Genomic DNA, 19,688 nt, shown 5'->3' on the forward strand with positions numbered 1-19,688 from the left:
CGGCTACCCTCTCTCAGCGTTCCTTTCTGACCCATTCGGCAGCGAAAGTCATAAGACAAGCAATTCCAGGAAAAGTGTGAAACGGCTTTCCGTCCGGAATTGCGTCAAAACAAAGAGATAGAGCGGTTCAGCGTTCCCGCGAAACGATGAAGCGTTCAAGCATCGCACGGCGAGCGCATTCGGCTTTCGCGGAACCGACGTCAGCTGGACGCCTGCACGACAGTGCTAGATATGGGTCTAGCCAATCAGCACGCGTGGCTCGAAGCGACCATTGACTGGAATGTCGAGCATGAATGTCATGCCGGCTTGCGGGTCGAGCAGGCGCTGCTTCTCGCTCTTGCCTGACCAGGCGGAGGTGACCGCCAGCCGGTCGGCGTTCCTGCCGACGAAAGCTGGACAGGACGGCTGCGTCGCCGGCATCGCCACCGAACGGATAAGCTTGCCGTCGGGTCCATAGGCTTCGACGACGCTGCCGCCCCAGCAGGCGTTCCACAATATGCCGTCGCGGTCGAGCACCGAACCATCGATATAGCCCTTGGCCGAACGGTGATCGACGAAGACCTTCGGTTCGCCAACCGGCAGTCCGGTCGCCGGATCGCAGCCGACGCGCATCAATAGGCCGGTGCTGGTGTCGGTGTAATAGGCAATGGTCCCATCCTCGGAAAAGCAGATCGAGTTGGGCACAGTAATGTCGGCATAAAGCCGGCGCAGCTCGCCCTTGAAGAACCAGTAGATCGAACCGGCACCCTTCTCCTCGCCCTTGCCCATGGTGCCGACCCACAGCGCGCCGCAAGGGTGAACGCGTGAATCGTTCGAGCGGGTGACCGCATTGTCGGCCTCGATCGGCGTGTGCAGCGTCAGCTTGCCGGTCGCGACGTCGCGGACATGCAGACCGGTCTCGGTGGCGATCAGCTGGCGTTGGTCGTCGATGATGCAGATGGCGCTGGCCATCTGACCGAGCTCGTGGATTTTGACAGCACCGCCCGACAGGCGCTGTTCGAGGAGCTGGCCGTTGACGATGTCGAACCAGTAGAGCGTGTCGGTGGCAGGGTCATAGCTTGGTCCCTCGCCGAGTTGGCAGACATGGTCGGAAAAAACCGAAACAATGGTCTCGCTCATCATGCCGCTCCAAACGCCGCGTCCCAGGCCTGAACTGCGGCTTTCGCTCGCGCTGCCACTTCGTCGACGCTCATGCCCGGCTTGAAGAGGCTGGAGCCAAGACCGAAGACGCTGACGCCGGCTGCCTTGTAGCCGGCAAAATCCTTATCTGAAACGCCGCCGACCGCGCCGACCAGCACACTGGCCGGCAGCACCGCGCGCATCGCCGAAATGCCTGCCGCGCCAAGCACGCTCGCCGGGAAGAATTTCAATGCCGAGGCACCGAGCCGGATTGCCTGGAATGCCTCGGTCGGCGTGAACACGCCAGGCATCGTCACCATGCCGTAGTGCATGGCCCGGCCCATGACCTCGGCATCGATATTGGGGCTGACCAGCAGCCGCCCGCCGGCCTTGTGCAGGCCGTCGACATCGGCGGCGCTGAGCACCGTGCCGGCACCGACCAAGGCTGTTGGAGGAAGCGCTCCGACAATGCTGGCGATGGAGGCGTAAGGATCGGGCGAGTTGAGCGGCACCTCGATCGCTTCGATACCGGCGCCGAAGATCGCCTGGCCGATCGCCACCGCCTCGCTTGGCTTGAGGCCACGCAGGATGGCGACCAGACCCCGCTCGAGCTTTGGAAAAGGTGCGGTTTCGGTCATGCGGCAACTCCATTTCCAGCGATCATGCCATTTTCGCGCGCGGCTTCAGCAAGACCGGCACGCACCGCCTCGTCGGCGTCGACCACCCTGACCGCGAGCCCGGCAAGGCCGAGGGCGTCGGCATAGAGCTTGCCGAGTGCGCCCGACGCGATCAGCACGACGGGCACGGCACTCGCCCCATAACGGCGACTTGCCGAAGCGATCTCGCCGCCGATCAGCAGGCCGGACAGGCAGGCGGCGGCATCCTCGGGCTTCAGATCCTGCAGCAGGCTGGCGGCGCGGATCGAGAACAGTCTTGAACCGATGTCACCGCCTTCGGCCAACGCCTTCAGGCACCACTCCCGGAAAAATGGATTTTCGGCGGCAACCGGCTTCGGCGGCTCGCCCAGCGAATGGCGTAGGATCGAGTGCGCGGCCAGCACCGAAAACAGCTCGCCGGTCGGCCAGGTGCCGAAACCGGCAACAGAGCCGTCCTCGACCAGCACCCATTTCGAATGGGTGCCGGGCATGCAGACGAGGTGGCGTCCCTTTGCCGGTAAACCGGCGCCGGCAAGCTGGGTTTCCTCGCCGCGCATGACGTCAGGTGCATCGGCGAGGCGTTGGGCAAGGCCAGGCACGATGCGGATATCACGGCGCTGGCCGGGGATGTGGGCAGCGCCGGCGAGGATAGCGCCTATCGGCGCCGGCACGCTGACATAGGGTGCCTCCAGCCAGCCCTGGCGCGAACCGGCCATGCCGCAAATGATGACCGGCAGCGCCTCGGGAGCACCCATGGCGGCCAGATGCCCTTCGAGAATGGACGAAAATCCTTTAGCCTGGGCGGTGATCAGCCCGTCATCGCCGCGCCGCTCGGCGAGAACCTTGCCAGTGCCGTCGAGCAGCCATACCCTCATGCGGGTGGTGCCCCAGTCGACGGCCGCGACGGAAGCTGCTTTGCTCGATGAGATCACAGGAACCCCCCATCGACGATCAGCATCTGCGCGGTCAGCATGCGTGAGGCGTCCGACGCAAGGAACAGCACAGTGCCGATAATGTCTTCCGGCTGCATCACCTCTTTGATGCACTGTTTGGCGACATGAGCGGCGAGCGCTTCTTCGGTGACCCAGAGCTTTCTCTGCCGCTCGGTGATCACCCAGCCGGGCGCGATCGCGTTGACGCGAATGCCGTCGACGCCGAGCTTGCCGGCAAGACCCTTGGTGAGGCCGACGATGCCGGCCTTGGCGGCGGTATAGGCCGGCATGTCGGGATGGTTGATGAGAAACGAGGTCGAGGTGAAATTGATGATCGAGCCGCCGCCGGCCCGCTTCATGCCCGGCGCCACCGCCTGTGCGCTGAAGAAATGCGGGCGCAGGTTGATGGCATGGTTGTTGTCCCAGAACTCCACCGTGACGTCTTCGACGGCATGACGGTCATCCTGCGCGGCATTGTTGACCAGCACCGTCACGTCGCCATGCGCCTCTGCAGCTTTGCCCGCCGATAGCCGCAACGCCTCGATGTCGCGTATGTCGGTCTTGAGATAGAGCGGCCGCCGGCCCAGCTCCTTCTCTAACCGATCGGCCAGCGCCAGGCTCGCACGGTCGGCAATATCGATGAAGGCGACGTTTGCCCCCTGGCGGACAAAACCTTCGGTCAAGGCAGCACCAATGCCGGAGCCGCCGCCGGTGATCAGCACCGAAGCGCCTTCGAGGTCGGCAAAGCGTGCCGATGGCATCATGAAATTCTCTCCCGGTCCAATGATCTCGGTCGGCCGGCGCGCATCCTATCCAGCCGTGTCGGGCGGGCAAGGGCGAAAGAGTGGATTGTCAGGACTTATGTCCGACAAAAGGCCGCACGGGCCGCCGATCGATCAGCTGCCCAGCCGGACGCGGTACAATTCGACTGCGGCTCCGCTGGTCCCGGCAACCGGCTCAAGCCATTCCGGCACGCTGCCGCGCATCAGCCCGGCAAGAAAGCCTGCCGGCGCCTTGGCTGCGAGGAGCTTGCTTTCGGCGCTGCCGGGGCACAGCGCGACGAGGCCGACGTGATGATCCGCCACGACCGTCCGGGCATCGGCATCGGACCCAAGGAAGGCATCGAGCGCCAGCAGGTTGCCGGCGACATTGCGATGATAAGGCCCGGCGAAGACGCGATGTCCGGAATAGGCCAGGATAGGCGATCCGAGATTGGAAATTGCCAGCACGGTGGTGCCGGGCAGGCGGCCGAGTGCCGCAAAGGAGGCCATGCGCTGGCAAGCGACATCGGCGCCGTCGCCATTATCGGCGGCGGTATTGCTGTCCTCGAAGGCGACCGAGGTTGCCGCGGCAGCCCCAGTCCAGACGGCATTCACTGAAACCAGCCAGACGGCGGCCATGCGCAGCGCCACGCCGCGCGACGGGCTGACCTCTGCCCGTTGACGCCATTTGGCAATCCAGGCGGCAAGCGGGATGACGGCGAAGGCGATCGAGAATGTCGAACCGCGCACCTGCCAAGCACTGACGATGAAGGCCACGACAAGCAGCGCGCCGACAAGGCTGTCCTGCCGCCGCCAGCCGCCACGGCCAAGGCGAAGCGCCATCAGCACGAGCGCGATGAGCGGCGTGGCATAGCGCGCCACCACCCCGGCCGGATCTTCAGCGACCAGCTTGAACAGCGATTGCGCCTCGTCGATGTGATCAAGCCATAGCTCCTTGAGGCGCGGATCGAGGTTGGCGTAGGGCGCTGCCAGGCATTGTGGGAACAAAAGGACGACGAGAGCGGCCAATATCAGGGCAAGCAGGCCAAGCGAGGCGAACCGCCGTTGGCGCGTGCGGCCGGCGGGCTCGATCGACGCTATCGCCGCAAGGCCGGTTCCGGCAATCGCCGCGACGACGAACTGCACGGCCGAGAAGGCGTCGCATTGCGCCTGACCCCAGGCGGACCACGGAATGGTGACGACAAAGACGAGGGCGGAGACGCCGGCAAAGCCGAGGCCGAAATCCCTGGCAATCGACCTCTCGCCATCGGCGTCGAGGGCAAACAGCGTGGCGACTGAGGCGCCGATGGTGGCGACATAAGGCGCGGTTTCCATGCCGACGGCCAGCATCAATCCGGCGCACAGGCCGGAGAGCAATGCCGCTGGCCTGCGCCTTGGCGCTTCAAGCAACAGGCTCAGGCTGGCCATGCTCAGCATCAGCTGGACATTGTGGTGATCGAGCGCGCCAGGCGAAAAAATGCCGAGGAAATACAGTGCGGCAGCGCCGATCACGACAGCGGGCAGCACGGCGCTGTCACCGGCAAAGCTGCGCGCGGCGCGAGCCGTGAAAAATACGGTCAGGCAGAAGAGCAGCGCCGGCCACAGCACTTGCGCAACATTCTCGGCAAAGGCCGCGCTGCCGGTCAGGGCCGATACGGCGATGATGATGGCGGCGATCGGCGCATCGACCAGCCGCGACCAATGCATGACGAAACCGCCTTCCAGGCCCATCCTGTACTGGTGCAGATCGAACCAGCTTTGGCCGGCCAGCATGTCGCGAACTTCGACGAGGCGCAGCAGATTGTCGTTGTCGCCGCCGGCATTGGTCAGTGCCGGGAAGCCGGCAAAGGCATTGACGGCAAGCGCCAGCAGCGTGGCAAGCAGCGCCAGCGCGATATCGGACCTCCAAATGGAGGCGCCATCGTCGGCTGTGCTCATATCAGGACCTTTGGAAGGAATACGGTGCGGTTTAAACCTAGCCTTAACAGCTTCAATAAATAGTAAAGCCGCCCGAGCGAGGCCGGCGCTTGAGTGGTCAGGGGCCTCACAGGGCATCCGGAGACGAAAATGCCACAAGAAGTGCGCCATGAGCCGAGCATCGCCGTGCTCCTGCCTTGCTACAATGAAGAGCTGACGATCGGCGAAGTGGTGCGGCGCTTTCGCGAAACGCTGCCTGCCGCCGCGATCTATGTCTACGACAACAATTCGCGCGACCTGACGGCGCTCCGAGCCCGCGCCGCCGGCGCCATCGTGGTGCGCGAGCCGCGCCAGGGCAAAGGCAATGTCGTGCGCCGCATGTTCGCCGACATCGAGGCCGACATCTACCTGATGGCCGACGGCGACGGCACCTATGCGCCGGAGGACGCGCCACAACTGATCAACACGCTGCTGACCGAGCGCTCCGACATGGTGGTGGGCACCAGGCGCGGCGTCGTCAACGACGCCGGCAGGACAGGCCACGCCTTCGGCAACCGCATCTTCAACAGCCTCTACAAACGTTTGTTCGGCTCGGACTTTACCGATATCTTCTCGGGTTACCGCGCCTTCACCAGGCGCTTCGTCAAGAGTTTTCCCGCCGTTTCCGGCGGTTTCGAGATCGAGACCGAAATGTCGGTGCACGCCTCGCAGCTCAAATTGCCGGTCAGCGAGATCGGACTCGACTATGGCCGCCGGCCGGAAGGCTCCTCGTCGAAGCTGTCGACCTTTCGCGACGGCGCGAAGATCCTGTGGATGTTCGCCATGCTGATGAAGGAGACGCAGCCGCTGCGTTTCTTCGGCGCTTTTTCGGTGTTCTTCCTGGCATCAAGCCTGTTTCTGATGGCGCCGGTGCTGATCGAGTTCGCCGAAACCGGGCTTGTGCCGCGCATGCCGACGTGGGTGCTGTCGGTCGGGCTGCTGCTGCTGTCGATGCTGGCGGCGGTGACCGGGGTAATCCTCGATTCGGTGTCGCGCGGCCGGGCCGAGCAGAAGCGCATCTTCTATCTGTCGATGCCTTCCGGCCGCGTCGAACGCGAACGCGCAAGTGCGCTCGCGACTTTGAAGACCGGACCGCGCAAGACCCCGCGGGCGGCTTAGAGCCCTAAATGGGACGCCTCGCCCGCTTCATTGTCGCCGGCGGCATCGGCTTCGTCGCCGACGCGGCGGCGCTTTGGCTGGTGTTGGCGATAGCGCCGCTTGGCCCCTTCGCGGCTCGCATCATCTCGATCGGTTTTGCCCTGTCCGTCACCTGGCTGATCAACCGCCATCTGACCTTCTCGCCTTCCAGCCGCGGCGTCGCGCAAGAGGGCGCCCGCTATGGCGGCGTCGGCATTGCCACCAGCGTCGTCAATTATCTCGTCTATTGCGCCATGCTGTTCGCACTGCCGATGGTGTCGCCGCTCATAGCCCTTGCGGTCGCCTCGCTGGTCGCCATGGCACTGTCCTTCCTCGGCTATTCCAAGCTGGTCTTCGACCGCTGAGAACTATCGCGTCGAGGTCTGCGCCAAGCGAAGCGCAGCCTCATCGTGACCTTGGCCGATTGGCAGAAGCCGCCGATTTCCTTATATCGCTGTCGTCGATGCATCGGCCCGAAAATCGGAATCGATTTTCGGAAAGCACGATGCATGGATTCAAAAAATGTTGGAGCGTACTTTGTGCGTCCAAGTGGATCGCTCCAAGTGCGCCGGAGAGCTGCCATGCCCCTGAAAGTCGCCGTCCAGATGGACCACATCTCCACCGTGTCGGTAGCCGGCGACACGTCGTTTGCGCTGTCGCTGGAGGCGCAGCGGCGCGGCCACCAGTTGTTCCACTACACGCCCGACCGGCTGTCGCTGCGCGACGGCAAGGTGTTTGCCCGTATCGAGGCGATGCAGGTTCGCGACGAGAAGGGCAATCATTATTCGCTGGGCGAAGAAGTCCGCACCGATCTTTCGGAGATGGACGTCATCCTTTTGCGGCAGGATCCACCCTTCGACATGAACTACATCACCACCACGCATATCCTCGAGCGCATCCATCCGAAGACGCTGGTGGTCAACGACCCGGCCTGGGTGCGCAACAGCCCGGAAAAGATCTTCGTCACCGAATTTCCCGACCTGATGCCGGACACGCTGATCACCAAGGACCCGCTCGAGGTCGCAGCCTTCCGCAAGGAGTTCGGCGATATCATCGTCAAACCGCTCTACGGCAATGGCGGCGCCGGCATCTTCCACCTGCACGAGGCCGACCGCAACCTCGCCTCGCTGCTCGAAATGTTCGGCCAGATGTTCCGCGAACCCTACATCGTGCAGCGCTACCTCAAGGAGGTGCGGGCTGGCGACAAGCGCATCATCCTGATTGACGGCGAGCCTGTCGGCGCCATCAACCGCGTGCCGGCCGAGCATGATTCGCGCTCCAACATGCATGTCGGCGGCCGCGCCGAAAAGACCGAATTGACGGAACGCGAACGCGAGATCTGCGCCCGCATCGGCCCCGCGCTGAAAGAGCGCGGCTTCATCCTCGTCGGCATCGACGTCATCGGCGACTACATGACCGAGATCAACGTGACCTCACCGACGGGCATACGCGAAGTGCAGCGCTTCGGCGGCGCCGACATCGCCAGCCTGTTCTGGGATGCCGTGGAGGAGAAGCGCAACTAGCGTACATTGCTTCTGGAAGTGGCCGCGTTGCAAACCATTGCAGCCGTGGCGCTCAGCTGTTCCCCAAATGTTCTTGCCTTCGCCGGTAATCTGTGGTTGTCTCCGGTGACGCCGTTCGCGGCATGATCGCAAAGGCTTGGGGCAAAAGCCTGCATCCGGGGTGAAGACATGGTGGCGCGGGTTCGCACGGTTGCTTTCCAGGGCATCGAGGCCGTGCCGGTCGACGTGCAGGTGATGATCGCGCCGGGCAAAGTCAACATGCACATCGTCGGGCTGGCCGACAAGGCTGTGGCCGAAAGCCGCGAGCGGGTGCAGGCAGCGCTGCATGCATCCGGCCTGTCGATGCCGTCGAAGAAGGTCACCGTCAATCTGGCGCCGGCCGACCTGCCCAAGGAAGGCAGCCACTACGATCTGCCGATCGCCCTCGGGCTGATGGCGGCGCTCGGCGCCATTCCGGGCGACATGCTGGCCGGCTATGTCGTGCTTGGCGAATTGTCACTCGACGGAACCATCGCCGCGGTGGCTGGCGCGCTGCCGGCGGCAATCGGTGCCAACGCCGAAGGCAAGGGCTTGATCTGCCCGTTCGCCTGCGGGCCGGAAGCGGCCTGGGCCGGCAAGGACTTCGACATATTGGCGCCGCGCAGCCTGATCGCCATCGCCAATCATTTTCGCGGCACGCAGGTTCTGTCACGGCCGGAAGCCGGCATCCATGCCGCGGCGCGCGACCTGCCCGACCTTGCCGACATCAAGGGCCAGGAGACCGCCAAGCGGGCGCTGGAGGTGGCGGCCGCCGGCGGCCACAATCTTCTGATGGTCGGACCGCCGGGGTCGGGAAAGTCGATGCTGGCGCAGCGGCTGCCGTCGATCCTGCCGCCGCTGGCGCCCAGGGAATTGCTCGAAGTCTCGATGATCGCCTCGGTGGCCGGCGAACTCGGCGAAGGAAAACTCACCGACCGGCGGCCGTTCCGCGCGCCGCATCATTCGGCCTCGATGGCGGCGATGGTCGGCGGCGGGTTGCGCGTGCGGCCGGGCGAGGCCTCGCTTGCCCATCACGGCGTGCTGTTCCTCGACGAATTCCCCGAATTCTCGCCGCAGGCGCTCGATGCACTGCGCCAGCCGCTCGAGACCGGCGACTGCATGATCGCGCGCGCCAATCATCGCGTCACCTATCCGGCGCGTATCCAGCTGGTCGCGGCGATGAACCCGTGCCGTTGCGGCATGGCCGGCGAGCCCGGCTATCGCTGCCTGCGCGGCGACCGCTGCCGCACCGACTACCAGGCGCGCATTTCCGGCCCGCTGCTCGATCGCATCGATCTCAGGATCGAGGTGCCGGCGGTCTCGGCCAGCGATCTGATCCGGCCGGACCGGGCGGAGAAAAGTGCCGCCGTCGCACTACGTGTTGCCCGCGCCCGTACGATCCAGCGAGAGCGCTTCGAGCGGCTCGGCGCGACCGCCACCACCAACGCCCATTGCTCGCCGTCAGTCATCGAGGAGATCGCCATGCCCGACGCCGCCGGCCTGTCGCTGCTCAGGGATGCCAGCGAAAAGCTCGGCTTTTCCGCACGAGCCTATCACCGCGTCTTGAAGGTGGCGCGGACACTGGCCGATCTCGAGGCCAGCGAAACAGTCGGCCGCATCCATCTGGCCGAAGCGATTTCCTACCGCATGAGCTCGGAACGGATGGCGCAGGCGGCGTGACGTTCCCCTCCCCCTTGAGGGGAGGGTGGCCGCGAAGCGGCCGGGTGGGGTCGCCGGTGAGACGCTCGGCCTGTCGCATTTCGAAACCGACCGAGGTGCGGAGCGTTGCGATGCTCCTCCTAAGGCGCACCGTCAGAATTGGGTTGGCGCACTGCATTGGCGACCCTTCGGGCCACCCTCCCCTCAAGGGGGAGGGGGACGCCGGCGCTTACCCTTGGCCGGCGTGCATCGTGCTTTCGGTTCAGCCGTTATCCCGCGTCTTCAGCTCCAGCCGCCGTGCGTGCAGCACTGGCTCGGTGTAGCCGTTGGGTTGCACGCGCCCCTTGAAGACCAGGTCACAGGCGGCGAGGAAGGCGATGGACTTGTCGAAATCCGGCGCCATCGACCGGTAGAGCGGATCGCCGTCGTTCTGGCGGTCGACGATCGCCGCCATGCGTTTCATCGTCTCCATGACCTGCTCGGGCGTGCAGACGCCGTGATGCAGCCAGTTGGCGATGTGCTGCGAGGAGATGCGCAGTGTGGCGCGGTCCTCCATCAGGCCGACGTCGTTTACGTCAGGCACTTTCGAACAGCCGACGCCCTGGTCGATCCAGCGCACGACATAGCCCAGAATGCCTTGCGCATTGTTGTCGAGCTCCTTCTGGATGTCTTCTGGCGACCAGTTCGGCCGCACAGCGACCGGCACCGACAGGATGTCGTCGAGTTTTGCCTTGGGCCGGCTCTTCAGCGCCGCTTGCACGGCATGAACGTCGACCTTGTGATAATGGGTGGCGTGCAGCGTCGCGGCCGTCGGCGACGGCACCCAGGCGGTGTTGGCGCCGGCTTTGGGATGCACGATTTTCTCGGCCAGCATCGCCGCCATCAGGTCGGGCATCGCCCACATGCCCTTGCCTATCTGGGCGTGGCCGGCCAACCCACATTCCAGCCCGATGTCGACGTTCCAGGCTTCGTAGGCGGCAATCCAGGCGGCCTGCTTCATGTCGCCCTTGCGGATCATCGGGCCGGCTTCCATCGAGGTGTGGATCTCGTCGCCGGTGCGATCGAGGAAGCCGGTGTTGATGAAGACGACGCGTTCTTTCGCGGCGCGGATCGCCTCCTTGAGGTTGACGGTGGTGCGCCGCTCCTCGTCCATGATGCCCATCTTGATGGTGTTTTTGGGCACGCCGAGCAGCGCCTCGACGCGGTCGAAAATCTCGACGGCGAAGGCAACTTCGTCGGGCCCGTGCATCTTGGGCTTTACGATGTACATCGAGCCGGCGCGAGAATTGGCGCGGCGCCCGTTCACGCCGATGTCATGCAGCGCGATCAGCGCCGTCAGCGCCGCATCCATGATGCCTTCCGGCACCTCGTTGCCGTCGCGGTCCGATATCGCCGGATTGGTCATGAGGTGGCCGACATTCCTGACCAGCATCAGCGAGCGGCCGGGCAAGGTCAGCGTGCCGCCATCGGGCGCGGTATAGGTGCGGTCGGGGTTGAGCCTGCGGACAAAGCTCTTGCCGGCCTTGGTGATCTCCTCCGCCAAGTCGCCCTTCATCAGGCCGAGCCAGTTGCGGTAGACCAGCACCTTGTCCTGCGCATCCACTGCGGCGATCGAATCCTCGCAGTCCTGGATGGTGGTCAGTGCCGATTCCAGCACGACATCGGCAATGCCGGCCGGATCGGTGCGGCCGATCTGGTTGTTGCGGTCGATGACGATTTCGATGTGCAGGCCGTTCTTGACCAGCAGGACGGCTTCGGGGTCGGCGGCATCGCCGCGATAGCCGGCAAACTGTCTGAGGTCGGCAAGCGTGGTGGCGCCGGCACCCTCGCCCAGCCGCAACATGCCGTTGGCGACCGAAAGCCCGTTGACGCCGGCCCATTTGCCTGTGGTGAGCGGCACCGCCTCGTCGAAGAAGCTTTTCACCCAGGCGACGACCTTGGCGCCGCGCGCCGGATTGAATTTGTTGCCTCGCTCGGCGCCGGCCGTCTCCGGGATAGCGTCGGTGCCGTAGAGCGCATCGTACAGCGAGCCCCAGCGCGCATTGGCGGCATTCAGCGCATAACGCGCGTTCATCACCGGCACCACCAGCTGCGGCCCGGCAACCAAAGCGATTTCCGGGTCGACATTTTCGGTGGTCACGCTGAACGCCGGCCCCTCGGGCAGCAGATAGCCGATCTCGCGGAGGAACGTCTTGTAGGCCTCCATGTCGACGGGCGCGCCATTGTCGCGATACCAGCGGTCGAGCTTGTCCTGCATGGCATCGCGCTTTTCGAGCAGTGCCCGGTTTTTTGGCGAGAGATCATGGACGATCGCCGAAAAACCGTTCCAGAATGCCTCCGCCTCGATGCCGGTGCCCGGCATCGCTTCGTTCACGACGAAATCATGAAGCTCGCGGGCAATCCGCAATCCGGCGATCTCGACGCGATCGGTCATCAGGGCTTCTCCAGACGAAAGGCTAGGCCGGGCCTTTGGCATGTCACGGTGGCAGGGTCAATTCAGCTCAGGGTGAAGGTAGGGCGTTTTCGCTGCCGATCTCCCCCTTGAGGGCCCCTTGTGGGGGAGATGGCCGGCAGGCCAGAGGGGGTCGCCTCGCGTGGAAGTGCAACCTCTTCTTTGCACCAAATCGCGTCGCGCTTCATGCGAGGCGACCCCCTCGGTCGCCTTCGGCGACATCTCCCCCTCGAGGGGGTAGATTACGCGCTCACACCGCAATCCTTGGCCGTCCCGACGCCACCGCCACGACATGCGCCTCGATGAACATGCGCTGGCCCTCTACTGTGGAGACGCGGAACTCGCTGGCGATTTCGATCTCGGCGCTGTCGGTGCCGGCGTCCTTCGCCCGCCCGGCGGCAATCGCCCGCACATCTTTCTCCGCTGCGGCGATCGCCGCTGCTTCGTCGTTGAAATCGCGCACGCTTTCACCGGAGGCGACGCGGAACAGGCCTTCCTTGGGCTGGCTGACCCGCGCCTCGGCCGAAACCCGGACCTGGCCGACGACGGCGCCGAGCGCGTTGGCGACATCGGTATCCTGCGGCACCACGCATCGATTGCCGACCAGCTCGGCGAGGCCGGCATAATGCAGCGGTGCCGAGGCGCCGAGGCCGATGACCGGACGGTCGAGCGCGACGCTCAAGCGGGCGATGCCGGGATGCGCGTCGACGGCGCGCTGGACCAGGGCATGGGCGACGGTCGCCGCGCCATCCAGCCCGTCCTCGGCAAAGGCGGTTTCGAGGATGACTTCGGCCGACAGGCGGGTCAGCGCGGTCAGCACCCGTTCCGAGATCGCCTCCGGCGAGGCGGCGATGAACTGGCCGCGGCCGTCGCGCCTGCGCGTGAACAGCTCGGCACCCAGACGCGCCGCGGCCGCATCCCAATTGGCCTGCCTGCCCAGCACATGCGCGGCGTCCGACGGCGTGAAGCCGGCGACATGCACCAGCCCGCGCGACACCAGCCGGTTCAAGGTGGCGTTCTGGGCGTTCGAGGTCAGCAATCTGTCGAGAGCCTGCGGCACAGCACCGATCATCTCGTAAAGCTTGGCTTCGGCGCCGGTCAGTCCGGCCGCCAGCCGCTCCGGCACGCCGGTGCGCACCGCGAGGCGGCCATCCATGCGGCCGGAATTGGGTGCGCGCAGCTGGCGCTCGAGCTCCGCCGTGACGGCCTCGCCATGCATCAAGCCGGCCAGCGCCAGCGGCACCAGGCGGCGCGGGCCGAGCAGGATTCTCGGATTGAGCGCGCCGTCCTCCAGCGCCACTTCGGAATCGCCGCCGAGGCCAAAGGTGCGCATGGCGACGGCCTCGACCATGGTGCGGAACCCGCCGACGGTGGCGCCTTCCGGATCGAGCCGCGGCCGGCCCTTGTCGAGCACGGCGACGTCGGTGGTGGTGCCGCCGATATCGGAGACCACGGCATCGTCGATGCCGGTCATGTGGCGGGCACCGACGAGGCTGGCGGCCGGGCCGGACAGGATGGTCTCGATCGGCCGCTGGCGGGCAAAGGCAGCCGAGACCAGAGCGCCGTCGCCGCGCACCACCATCAGCGGGGCGGCAATGTTGCGCGCGGCCAAAAAGCCTTCCGTTGCCGCGACCAGCCGGTCGATCATCGAGATCAGCCTGGCGTTGAGCAATGTCGTCAGCGCCCGGCGCGGGCCGCCGAGCTTGGCCGACAGTTCGTGGCTGGCGGTGACCGGCAGGCCGGTCCTGTCGCGGATCAGGTTCCGCGCGCTTAGCTCATGCGCCGGGTTGCGGGTGGCGAAATAGGCGCAGACGGCAAAGCCGGACACCGACTTTTCCAGTTCCGGCAAAGCTGCCTCCAGCCCGGACAGATCGAGCTTTGCCGCATTGCCGTGGACATCGTGGCCGCCGGGGCAGAACACCACCGGGTCGGTGCCAAGCGCCGCCTTCAGCCCGTCGCGGGCAAGGTCGCCCTCGGCAAAGCCGATCATCACCAGCGCCACGCGGCCGCCCTGGCCCTCGACCAGCGCGTTGGTGGCTAGCGTCGTCGACATAGATACCAGTTTGATCGCTGCCGGGTCGGTGCCGGCCATTTCGAGCACCGCATCGACCGCGCCGGAGATGCCGACCGCCAGATCATGGCGCGTGGTCAGCGCCTTGGCCTTGGCCAGCACCTTTCCGCTTGGCCCGCCGGCCTCCGACCACAGCACGGCGTCGGTATAGGTGCCGCCGGTGTCGATGCCGAGGAACAGGGGTGAGGGTTTGGGCTTGGCGGTCATATTTGGGTCCGGAGAATTCGTCTCCGCCCCTTAGCGGATATGAACGGGCCGATAAAGGCACGAGCGCTGGGCCAAGGCAGCGTAATCTCCCCCCTCGAGGGGGAGATGGCCGGCAGGCCAGAGGGGGGCGTCTCGCGTGGAGCGCCGGCATTCTCTGGCCGCGATGGCGTTGGCGTCAGGACGTACCGACCCCCTCTGTCGCCTTCGGCGACATCTCCCCCTCAAGGGGGGAGATCGCTAGGCTACCCCACAAACCCCACGCGCTTGTGCGAGCCATCGCAGAACGGCTTGTTGGCGGAGTGGCCGCAGCGGCAGAGGAAGGTGCGTTGCGTACGGTCGACCGTGTGGCCGGTGCCGGTGACGATTTCGACATTGCCTTCGAGCTTGAGCGGGCCGTTGGTCGTCGGTGTGACGGTCAGCGGGCCATTCCGCACCTCCAGCGCCGGCGTGTCCTTCAGCGCCGGCTCGCCGGTGGCGGTGAAGCCCGCCTTGGCGTGGCTGCCGTCGCAGAACGGCTTGTTTTCCGAGGCGCCGCAGCGGCAGAGCGTGGCGCGGTAAAACGTTTCGCCGCCCAACACGATCTCGGCATGGACGGCAAGCGGACCGTTTTCCCTTATGCGCACAATGTTGACCACCGGCGGCTGTTCCTGCGGCCCGCCATCCTTGCGGACATAGGTGATGGCGCCGGACGGGCAGGCTTCGGCGAGCGCCACGATCTTCTCGACGCTGGCCGCCTCGGGGTGGATCCACTGGCCGGGCGCGTTGGGCACGAAAACATGCGGATCGCCAAGCACGCAGTTGCGCGAATGGATGCAACGTTTTCCCGAAAAGCCGATGTCGATCTTCTCGCCTTCGACCACTGCCATGGGTGGGTCTCCTGTCGGACTACGCTATGGCGACAGTCAGGACGACGTCAAGGCAGCATTCTCCCCCTCGTGAGGGCCGACCTCGGGCGCGGCGGTAAGGGAATTCCCATTTTTTGCTCGCAGCACCACATTTTGTTCTTGCTTTGTGCCGGCAGCTATGCTACTAATTTGGGTATGGTGCCAATTGGCTCCAACGACCCGCCCGCCGAGGCGGGTTTTTTGTTTCAGCTTTGAATTTCCGTTGCCGGCCTGCACTCGCGGGACGGCCCTCTCCCCCCTCGAGGGGGAGATGGCCGCGCAGCGGCCAGAGGGGGTCGGCACGACCGGACTCGGCCTGCTGCTGCAGAACAGGTTGGCGCTCTATGCGCGGCGACCCCCTCTGTCGCCTTTGGCGACATCTCCCCCTCAAGGGGGGAGATCTGCCACGTCACGGAACCAGATCGATTTCCTCGGTCTCGCCGCCACTGCAGGTGTAGCAGCAATCGTCGCACTTTTCCGTATTGCCGGGGCCGACGCCCCAATAGGTGTTCTCGTCGCCGTCGACCCAGGCGCCGTAGCAGATCGATTCGCCGTCACTGCAGGACAGCGGGATCGACTTGGTCTCGCCGTCGTTGAGATAGTAATCCTGATTGTTGCCCGGCCAGACATGATCGCGGTCCTGGCTGTAGAGCTCGACGCGCATGGCGTTCGGATGGCTGTTCTTGATCTCGAAGGTGACATCACCGGCATGCGCGACGGGCGCAAACAGTGCGGCAATGAACAGCCCAGCGGCAATGCGGCGCGCGAAAGCGTAGGACGACATGATGATTTCCCCCCGGAATGAAGCGGCCTGCCCGGCCGCGAGCGAGAACATGGCATGGCGGCGGGATGGGTGGAAGGGGGTGCGCCATTTGCACACCGCGAAAGGCGCAGCGTTGCCAAGGAAGACCCCTCTCCGGTTTGCTTCGCAAACCACCTCTCCCCACTTCGTGGGGCGAGGACATGCCAATAGCCGAAGCCTCACAAGACCTGGGTTCCTCGCCCCCACGAAGTGGGGGAGAGGTGGCCGCGAAGGCCGGAGAGGGGGCGGTCCGACTGGCCTCACCGGCTGGGCTTCAGCAGCGTCCAGATCCAGCCGATGAATGTGAGCACCAGGAAGGGATATCCGGCAGCGGGCAGCGGCGTCGAGGTCGGCAGCAAAGGCGCACCCCACAGGATCAGGCCCACTGAGACGACAAACAGCACAGCCGCCACGACAGCGGTAAGCCGCATCCACGGCGCGAAGGTTTTCGGCGCGCTGACCATGACCAGCGCCGCCGCCCAAAGCGAGATACCGCCGACATAGGAGGGCACGCTGGCCTCAAGCCCCGCCGCATTGCCGGAGAGCAGCAGGCTTTCGCCGGCGAGAAAGGTCAAAAATCCAGCCGCCACGCAGTCATTGCCCTGGCGCTGATATTTCATCGTCAGCAGCGCGGTCGCCACCACCAGCGCCACGCCGTCGATCGTCCAGAGCGTTTCGCGAAGTTCGGCGCTCGCCACGAAGGTGCCGGCGAGGCCCAGAGCGCCGCCGATGGCGAGGCCAATCGCGGCAATGGTGTCCAAAGTGGAACGCATTGAGATCTCCCCCCTCTAGGCCGCAAGGATACTTCAGGATAGGGCGTTCTCCAATGGCGGCCCCCAAGCTCTACAGGCGCGTTGCCCGGCGCATATCTCATGGCGTCGGGAGGCGGTTCGGTGAGGTGGAAGCTGATCATCGCTCCGCCGGGAAGGTGAAGAGCTGAAACGCATAAAGGAATACGGATATGTAAAATTGGCAATAACGTCAGTAGTGCAGACTTGTTTTTGCAGCGCGCTAGAATCAAAGCGATTCGCAATATTTGCTTTTGGCCGAAAAATATTATTGTTTCTGGGGTGAGAGATCACGGACGCTAGGTTATCCACTCTGGGGAAGAGCTAAGTAAGCGCCTGAATTTATTACGAAAATCTTGAGGCCGCCAGCTCGCGTTAACGGTCTACTAGCCATATCTTGACTCTCGCCTCTGCTTGCCTCATTCAAGAAATCGTCCAGAATAAAGAAACCGCCGCAAAGCTGGCGAGCCGCGGCGGTTTCAAAGTTCTAACCCGCACAAGATTTGGATGTCAGGCGCGAGGTATGGTGTGTTTGGTACACTGATCTTGAATCAGAATAATGCGCCATGGTCAAGCCTGACGTTCGCTTACGCCACTCAAGGAGTTACTCCAATGGCGCAGCGTACTTATCCCTCGTACTGGTTGTACAAGGACAATCGTGGTGAATGGCGTTGGACCTACGAAGCTGTGAATGGCGAGACAATCGCCGTGAGCAGCGAAGGCTACAAGCGTCGCGTTGATGCAGAGCGCGGTATCGATATCATGAACGCTTCGACAGACAGCCTTGTCTGGTATCCGGCAAATCTTGAGAACGCCGCATGAAGTTGTCTGAAAGGCCCGCCATTTTGGCGGGCCTTTCTTTTTGCAGATTCAGATGCGTGGAAGGATGCGTCAATGCCATCTTTTGGAATTTCTGCCCTATTGAGAATCGTTCACATGAACGTGCGCCCACAGCGTACCGAGCTGCGCCGGAGATCTACCCCAAGAGAAGGAGGCTATGATTTTCACAGCAGCCTCCGCCGACTCTGCCACCGTCTGACGGCGGGGGAGCCCCTGGAGAGTCTGTTGGCTGCAACTTTAACAATTGCATCGGAGCCAGAGAGACGGTCCGCCCAACTTGGCCTACGGCGGCTGGACGCTTGGAGAGCTGTCAACCCGGGCGCAATTTTGGAATTCCCACCGACTACTGTGCGAAGCCCTGGCGGAACGTTTTCTGTTAGGTTCACACCAAACGTTGGCCTCAGAGTTGGAGGCCAATCTGTCGCTATTCACGTTTGGAATACCGCACTCCCGCGACTGGAACCAAGACTGGTCCGAGCCGTTCTATCCGCATTCCAGGCTGCCTACCAATCAGGGGACAACTCACCTGATGACATTGCCGTCCTATGCTTGCAAACGATGCGCCTTATTCGTCTAGGTGACGCATCAGAGGTTACAGAGCTCGGTCGGCTAATCTTTGCAAATATTGATGGTATTTTTCGAGAGATTGCTGCGGATTTGGGAGAATCCCCGCCTGTACCCGAGGATCGTCCCCCGCCGCCGCCTCCCGGAGAATAATCTCCATCGCACAGCTTCAGCGCCGCTGGGCGGGCTCGCCTCCGGCAGTTCCCCGGCTTTCGCCGCAACTAGGATGGCAGGCCGAACGCGATTCGGCCAAGCCGGGGATAAGGGTCAATTGTAAGCCGAAACATTGTTGACGCGTGGTAATGTGTCTGATCACGAATCGGAGTTGCTTGAATGCCTGAAGATAATGACCGCTCCCGGAAGCTGGCAGAAATCGCCTTCGGAGAAGCATTCCATCCCCAAGAGCTAACTGCAACGAATGCCACGATCGAAGACCTTATAACGAAATTCGAGGAAGCTGCTCAAACGGATGAGGAGGGCAACGAATTTTGGTATGCCCGCGATCTACAGCGACTATTCGGATATGCGAAGTGGGACAACTTTTTGACGGTTGTCGATAAGGCACGCGAAGCGTGTAGTTCGTCAGGAAATGCAACTTCCGATCATTTTGCTGGCGTCGGGAAAATGATCAGTCTCGGCAAGGGGGCCGAACGCGAGATAGATGACATTGTCCTCAGCCGGTATGCCAGCTATTTGACGGCACTGAATGGCGACGCGAGAAAACAAGAAGTAGCGTTCGCCCAGACGTATTTTGCGATACAGACCCGTCGCCAAGAGATTGCAGACAAGGCCGCTGCCGAATACGTCCCTCTATCTGAGGATGAGCGTCGCTGCCTGCTTCGCGACGAGATCAAAGAGCACAACAGGAACCTGGCCAGCGCCGCTAAGAATGCCGGCGTTCGTGAAGGGCTCGATTTCGCTATCTTCCAAACCTACGGCTATAAAGGTCTCTATGGCGGCTTGGATGTTCCTGGCATACGGCGGCGCAAAGGACTCAAAGCCAACAAGCAAATCTTGGATCACATGGGCAGCACGGAGTTAGCGGCGAATCTGTTCCGTGCCACTCAGACGGAAGAAAAGCTACGTCGAGAGCAGACCAGAGGAAAGGACGCCGCCAACCGTATTCACTTCGATGTTGGCGCGAAGGTCCGCCAGACTATCCGCGAAATTGGCGGTGATATGCCAGAGACGCTACCGCCTGCGGAAGACATCAAAAAGGTCGAACGCCGCCTGAAGAGAGGCATCGGCACACAGAAGGGGATTACCGGCCGGTAGCTTTCTTCAGCCTGTCAACCGTCAACGCTGCCGACTTCGTCACT

16 protein-coding genes are annotated in these 19,688 nt (G+C 63.7%); 6 read left to right on the forward strand and 10 right to left on the reverse strand.

Annotated elements, in window-relative coordinates:
- Positions 1 to 237: 237 nt before the first annotated feature.
- The 5 genes from NKI39_RS28310 to NKI39_RS28330 all read right to left on the reverse strand — a co-directional run bounded on the left by NKI39_RS28310 (position 238) and on the right by NKI39_RS28330 (position 5,406).
- Positions 238 to 1,119 (reverse strand): SMP-30/gluconolactonase/LRE family protein, encoded by an 882-nt coding sequence (locus tag NKI39_RS28310; protein ID WP_352835979.1) that lies wholly within the window; start codon positions 1,117 to 1,119, stop codon positions 238 to 240.
- Positions 1,119 to 1,757 carry a 2-dehydro-3-deoxy-6-phosphogalactonate aldolase gene (locus NKI39_RS28315; RefSeq protein WP_352472811.1) on the reverse strand — a complete coding sequence of 213 codons (639 nt, stop codon included), beginning with the start codon at positions 1,755 to 1,757 and terminating at the stop codon, positions 1,119 to 1,121. The genes NKI39_RS28310 and NKI39_RS28315 overlap by 1 nt, the downstream gene beginning before the upstream one ends.
- Positions 1,754 to 2,704: a 2-dehydro-3-deoxygalactonokinase gene (locus tag NKI39_RS28320; RefSeq protein WP_502898623.1), complete on the reverse strand. Its 951-nt coding sequence runs from the start codon at positions 2,702 to 2,704 to the stop codon at positions 1,754 to 1,756. Before NKI39_RS28320 ends, NKI39_RS28315 begins: the two co-directional genes overlap by 4 nt.
- Positions 2,704 to 3,471, reverse strand: coding sequence for an SDR family NAD(P)-dependent oxidoreductase (locus tag NKI39_RS28325; RefSeq protein ID WP_352702070.1), 768 nt, complete (start codon positions 3,469 to 3,471; stop codon positions 2,704 to 2,706). Before NKI39_RS28325 ends, NKI39_RS28320 begins: the two co-directional genes overlap by 1 nt.
- A gap of 132 nt (positions 3,472 to 3,603) precedes the next feature.
- Positions 3,604 to 5,406 (reverse strand): GtrA family protein, encoded by a 1,803-nt coding sequence (locus tag NKI39_RS28330; protein WP_352835984.1) that lies wholly within the window; start codon positions 5,404 to 5,406, stop codon positions 3,604 to 3,606.
- Between the two features lie 129 nt (positions 5,407 to 5,535).
- Between NKI39_RS28330 and NKI39_RS28335 the strand changes: the two genes are divergently transcribed.
- From NKI39_RS28335 to NKI39_RS28350, 4 genes are all read left to right on the forward strand, one after another.
- Entirely contained in the window at positions 5,536 to 6,543 is a 1,008-nt protein-coding gene (locus tag NKI39_RS28335) for a glycosyltransferase (protein ID WP_352449624.1), read from the forward strand.
- A gap of 8 nt (positions 6,544 to 6,551) precedes the next feature.
- The gene (locus tag NKI39_RS28340) at positions 6,552 to 6,926 is read left to right on the forward strand and encodes a GtrA family protein (protein WP_352449625.1); all 375 of its coding nucleotides are present in this window, start codon (positions 6,552 to 6,554) and stop codon (positions 6,924 to 6,926) included.
- Positions 6,927 to 7,142: 216 nt separating this feature from the next.
- Positions 7,143 to 8,084, forward strand: a complete 942-nt coding sequence (gshB, locus tag NKI39_RS28345) for a glutathione synthase (protein WP_352835986.1) — start codon at positions 7,143 to 7,145, stop codon at positions 8,082 to 8,084.
- Positions 8,085 to 8,252: 168 nt separating this feature from the next.
- Positions 8,253 to 9,782, forward strand: coding sequence for a YifB family Mg chelatase-like AAA ATPase (locus tag NKI39_RS28350; RefSeq protein WP_023679867.1), 1,530 nt, complete (start codon positions 8,253 to 8,255; stop codon positions 9,780 to 9,782).
- A gap of 241 nt (positions 9,783 to 10,023) precedes the next feature.
- On the opposite strand, the gene NKI39_RS28355 is transcribed toward NKI39_RS28350, so the two are convergent.
- The 5 genes from NKI39_RS28355 to NKI39_RS28375 all read right to left on the reverse strand — a co-directional run bounded on the left by NKI39_RS28355 (position 10,024) and on the right by NKI39_RS28375 (position 16,950).
- Positions 10,024 to 12,195, reverse strand: a complete 2,172-nt coding sequence (locus tag NKI39_RS28355) for a malate synthase G (protein ID WP_352835989.1) — start codon at positions 12,193 to 12,195, stop codon at positions 10,024 to 10,026.
- 268 nt (positions 12,196 to 12,463) lie between these two features.
- Positions 12,464 to 14,491, reverse strand: coding sequence for a hydantoinase/oxoprolinase N-terminal domain-containing protein (locus tag NKI39_RS28360; protein ID WP_352835991.1), 2,028 nt, complete (start codon positions 14,489 to 14,491; stop codon positions 12,464 to 12,466).
- Between the two features lie 242 nt (positions 14,492 to 14,733).
- Positions 14,734 to 15,357, reverse strand: coding sequence for a CDGSH iron-sulfur domain-containing protein (locus NKI39_RS28365; RefSeq protein ID WP_352472830.1), 624 nt, complete (start codon positions 15,355 to 15,357; stop codon positions 14,734 to 14,736).
- Between the two features lie 427 nt (positions 15,358 to 15,784).
- Positions 15,785 to 16,159: a hypothetical protein gene (locus NKI39_RS28370; RefSeq protein ID WP_352453928.1), complete on the reverse strand. Its 375-nt coding sequence runs from the start codon at positions 16,157 to 16,159 to the stop codon at positions 15,785 to 15,787.
- Positions 16,160 to 16,437: 278 nt separating this feature from the next.
- Positions 16,438 to 16,950 carry a hypothetical protein gene (locus NKI39_RS28375; RefSeq protein WP_352835995.1) on the reverse strand — a complete coding sequence of 171 codons (513 nt, stop codon included), beginning with the start codon at positions 16,948 to 16,950 and terminating at the stop codon, positions 16,438 to 16,440.
- 627 nt (positions 16,951 to 17,577) lie between these two features.
- Between NKI39_RS28375 and NKI39_RS28380 the strand changes: the two genes are divergently transcribed.
- A complete protein-coding gene (locus NKI39_RS28380) occupies positions 17,578 to 17,787 on the forward strand; it encodes a YegP family protein (RefSeq protein ID WP_352835998.1) in 210 nt (69 codons plus the stop codon).
- 915 nt (positions 17,788 to 18,702) lie between these two features.
- The gene (gene dinD, locus NKI39_RS28385) at positions 18,703 to 19,644 is read left to right on the forward strand and encodes a DNA damage-inducible protein D (RefSeq protein WP_352836001.1); all 942 of its coding nucleotides are present in this window, start codon (positions 18,703 to 18,705) and stop codon (positions 19,642 to 19,644) included.
- The last annotated feature ends 44 nt before the right edge of the window (positions 19,645 to 19,688 follow it).

The organism is Mesorhizobium sp. M0664 (assembly GCF_040320565.1).
GTDB lineage: Bacteria > Pseudomonadota > Alphaproteobacteria > Rhizobiales > Rhizobiaceae > Mesorhizobium.

What these genes read in the sequence shown, in the direction of transcription:
- NKI39_RS28330 (WP_352835984.1), bottom strand. Translation starts at nt 5,406, where the DNA reads ATGAGCACAGCCGACGATGGCGCCTCCATTTGGAGGTCCGATATCGCG.
- NKI39_RS28365 (WP_352472830.1), bottom strand. Translation starts at nt 15,357, where the DNA reads ATGGCAGTGGTCGAAGGCGAGAAGATCGACATCGGCTTTTCGGGAAAA.
- NKI39_RS28340 (WP_352449625.1), top strand. Translation starts at nt 6,552, where the DNA reads ATGGGACGCCTCGCCCGCTTCATTGTCGCCGGCGGCATCGGCTTCGTC.
- gshB (WP_352835986.1), top strand. Translation starts at nt 7,143, where the DNA reads ATGCCCCTGAAAGTCGCCGTCCAGATGGACCACATCTCCACCGTGTCG.
- NKI39_RS28335 (WP_352449624.1), top strand. Translation starts at nt 5,536, where the DNA reads ATGCCACAAGAAGTGCGCCATGAGCCGAGCATCGCCGTGCTCCTGCCT.
- NKI39_RS28370 (WP_352453928.1), bottom strand. Translation starts at nt 16,159, where the DNA reads ATGTCGTCCTACGCTTTCGCGCGCCGCATTGCCGCTGGGCTGTTCATT.
- NKI39_RS28325 (WP_352702070.1), bottom strand. Translation starts at nt 3,471, where the DNA reads ATGATGCCATCGGCACGCTTTGCCGACCTCGAAGGCGCTTCGGTGCTG.
- NKI39_RS28380 (WP_352835998.1), top strand. Translation starts at nt 17,578, where the DNA reads ATGGCGCAGCGTACTTATCCCTCGTACTGGTTGTACAAGGACAATCGT.
- dinD (WP_352836001.1), top strand. Translation starts at nt 18,703, where the DNA reads ATGCCTGAAGATAATGACCGCTCCCGGAAGCTGGCAGAAATCGCCTTC.
- NKI39_RS28315 (WP_352472811.1), bottom strand. Translation starts at nt 1,757, where the DNA reads ATGACCGAAACCGCACCTTTTCCAAAGCTCGAGCGGGGTCTGGTCGCC.
- NKI39_RS28360 (WP_352835991.1), bottom strand. Translation starts at nt 14,491, where the DNA reads ATGACCGCCAAGCCCAAACCCTCACCCCTGTTCCTCGGCATCGACACC.
- NKI39_RS28375 (WP_352835995.1), bottom strand. Translation starts at nt 16,950, where the DNA reads ATGCGTTCCACTTTGGACACCATTGCCGCGATTGGCCTCGCCATCGGC.
- NKI39_RS28310 (WP_352835979.1), bottom strand. Translation starts at nt 1,119, where the DNA reads ATGAGCGAGACCATTGTTTCGGTTTTTTCCGACCATGTCTGCCAACTC.
- NKI39_RS28355 (WP_352835989.1), bottom strand. Translation starts at nt 12,195, where the DNA reads ATGACCGATCGCGTCGAGATCGCCGGATTGCGGATTGCCCGCGAGCTT.
- NKI39_RS28350 (WP_023679867.1), top strand. Translation starts at nt 8,253, where the DNA reads ATGGTGGCGCGGGTTCGCACGGTTGCTTTCCAGGGCATCGAGGCCGTG.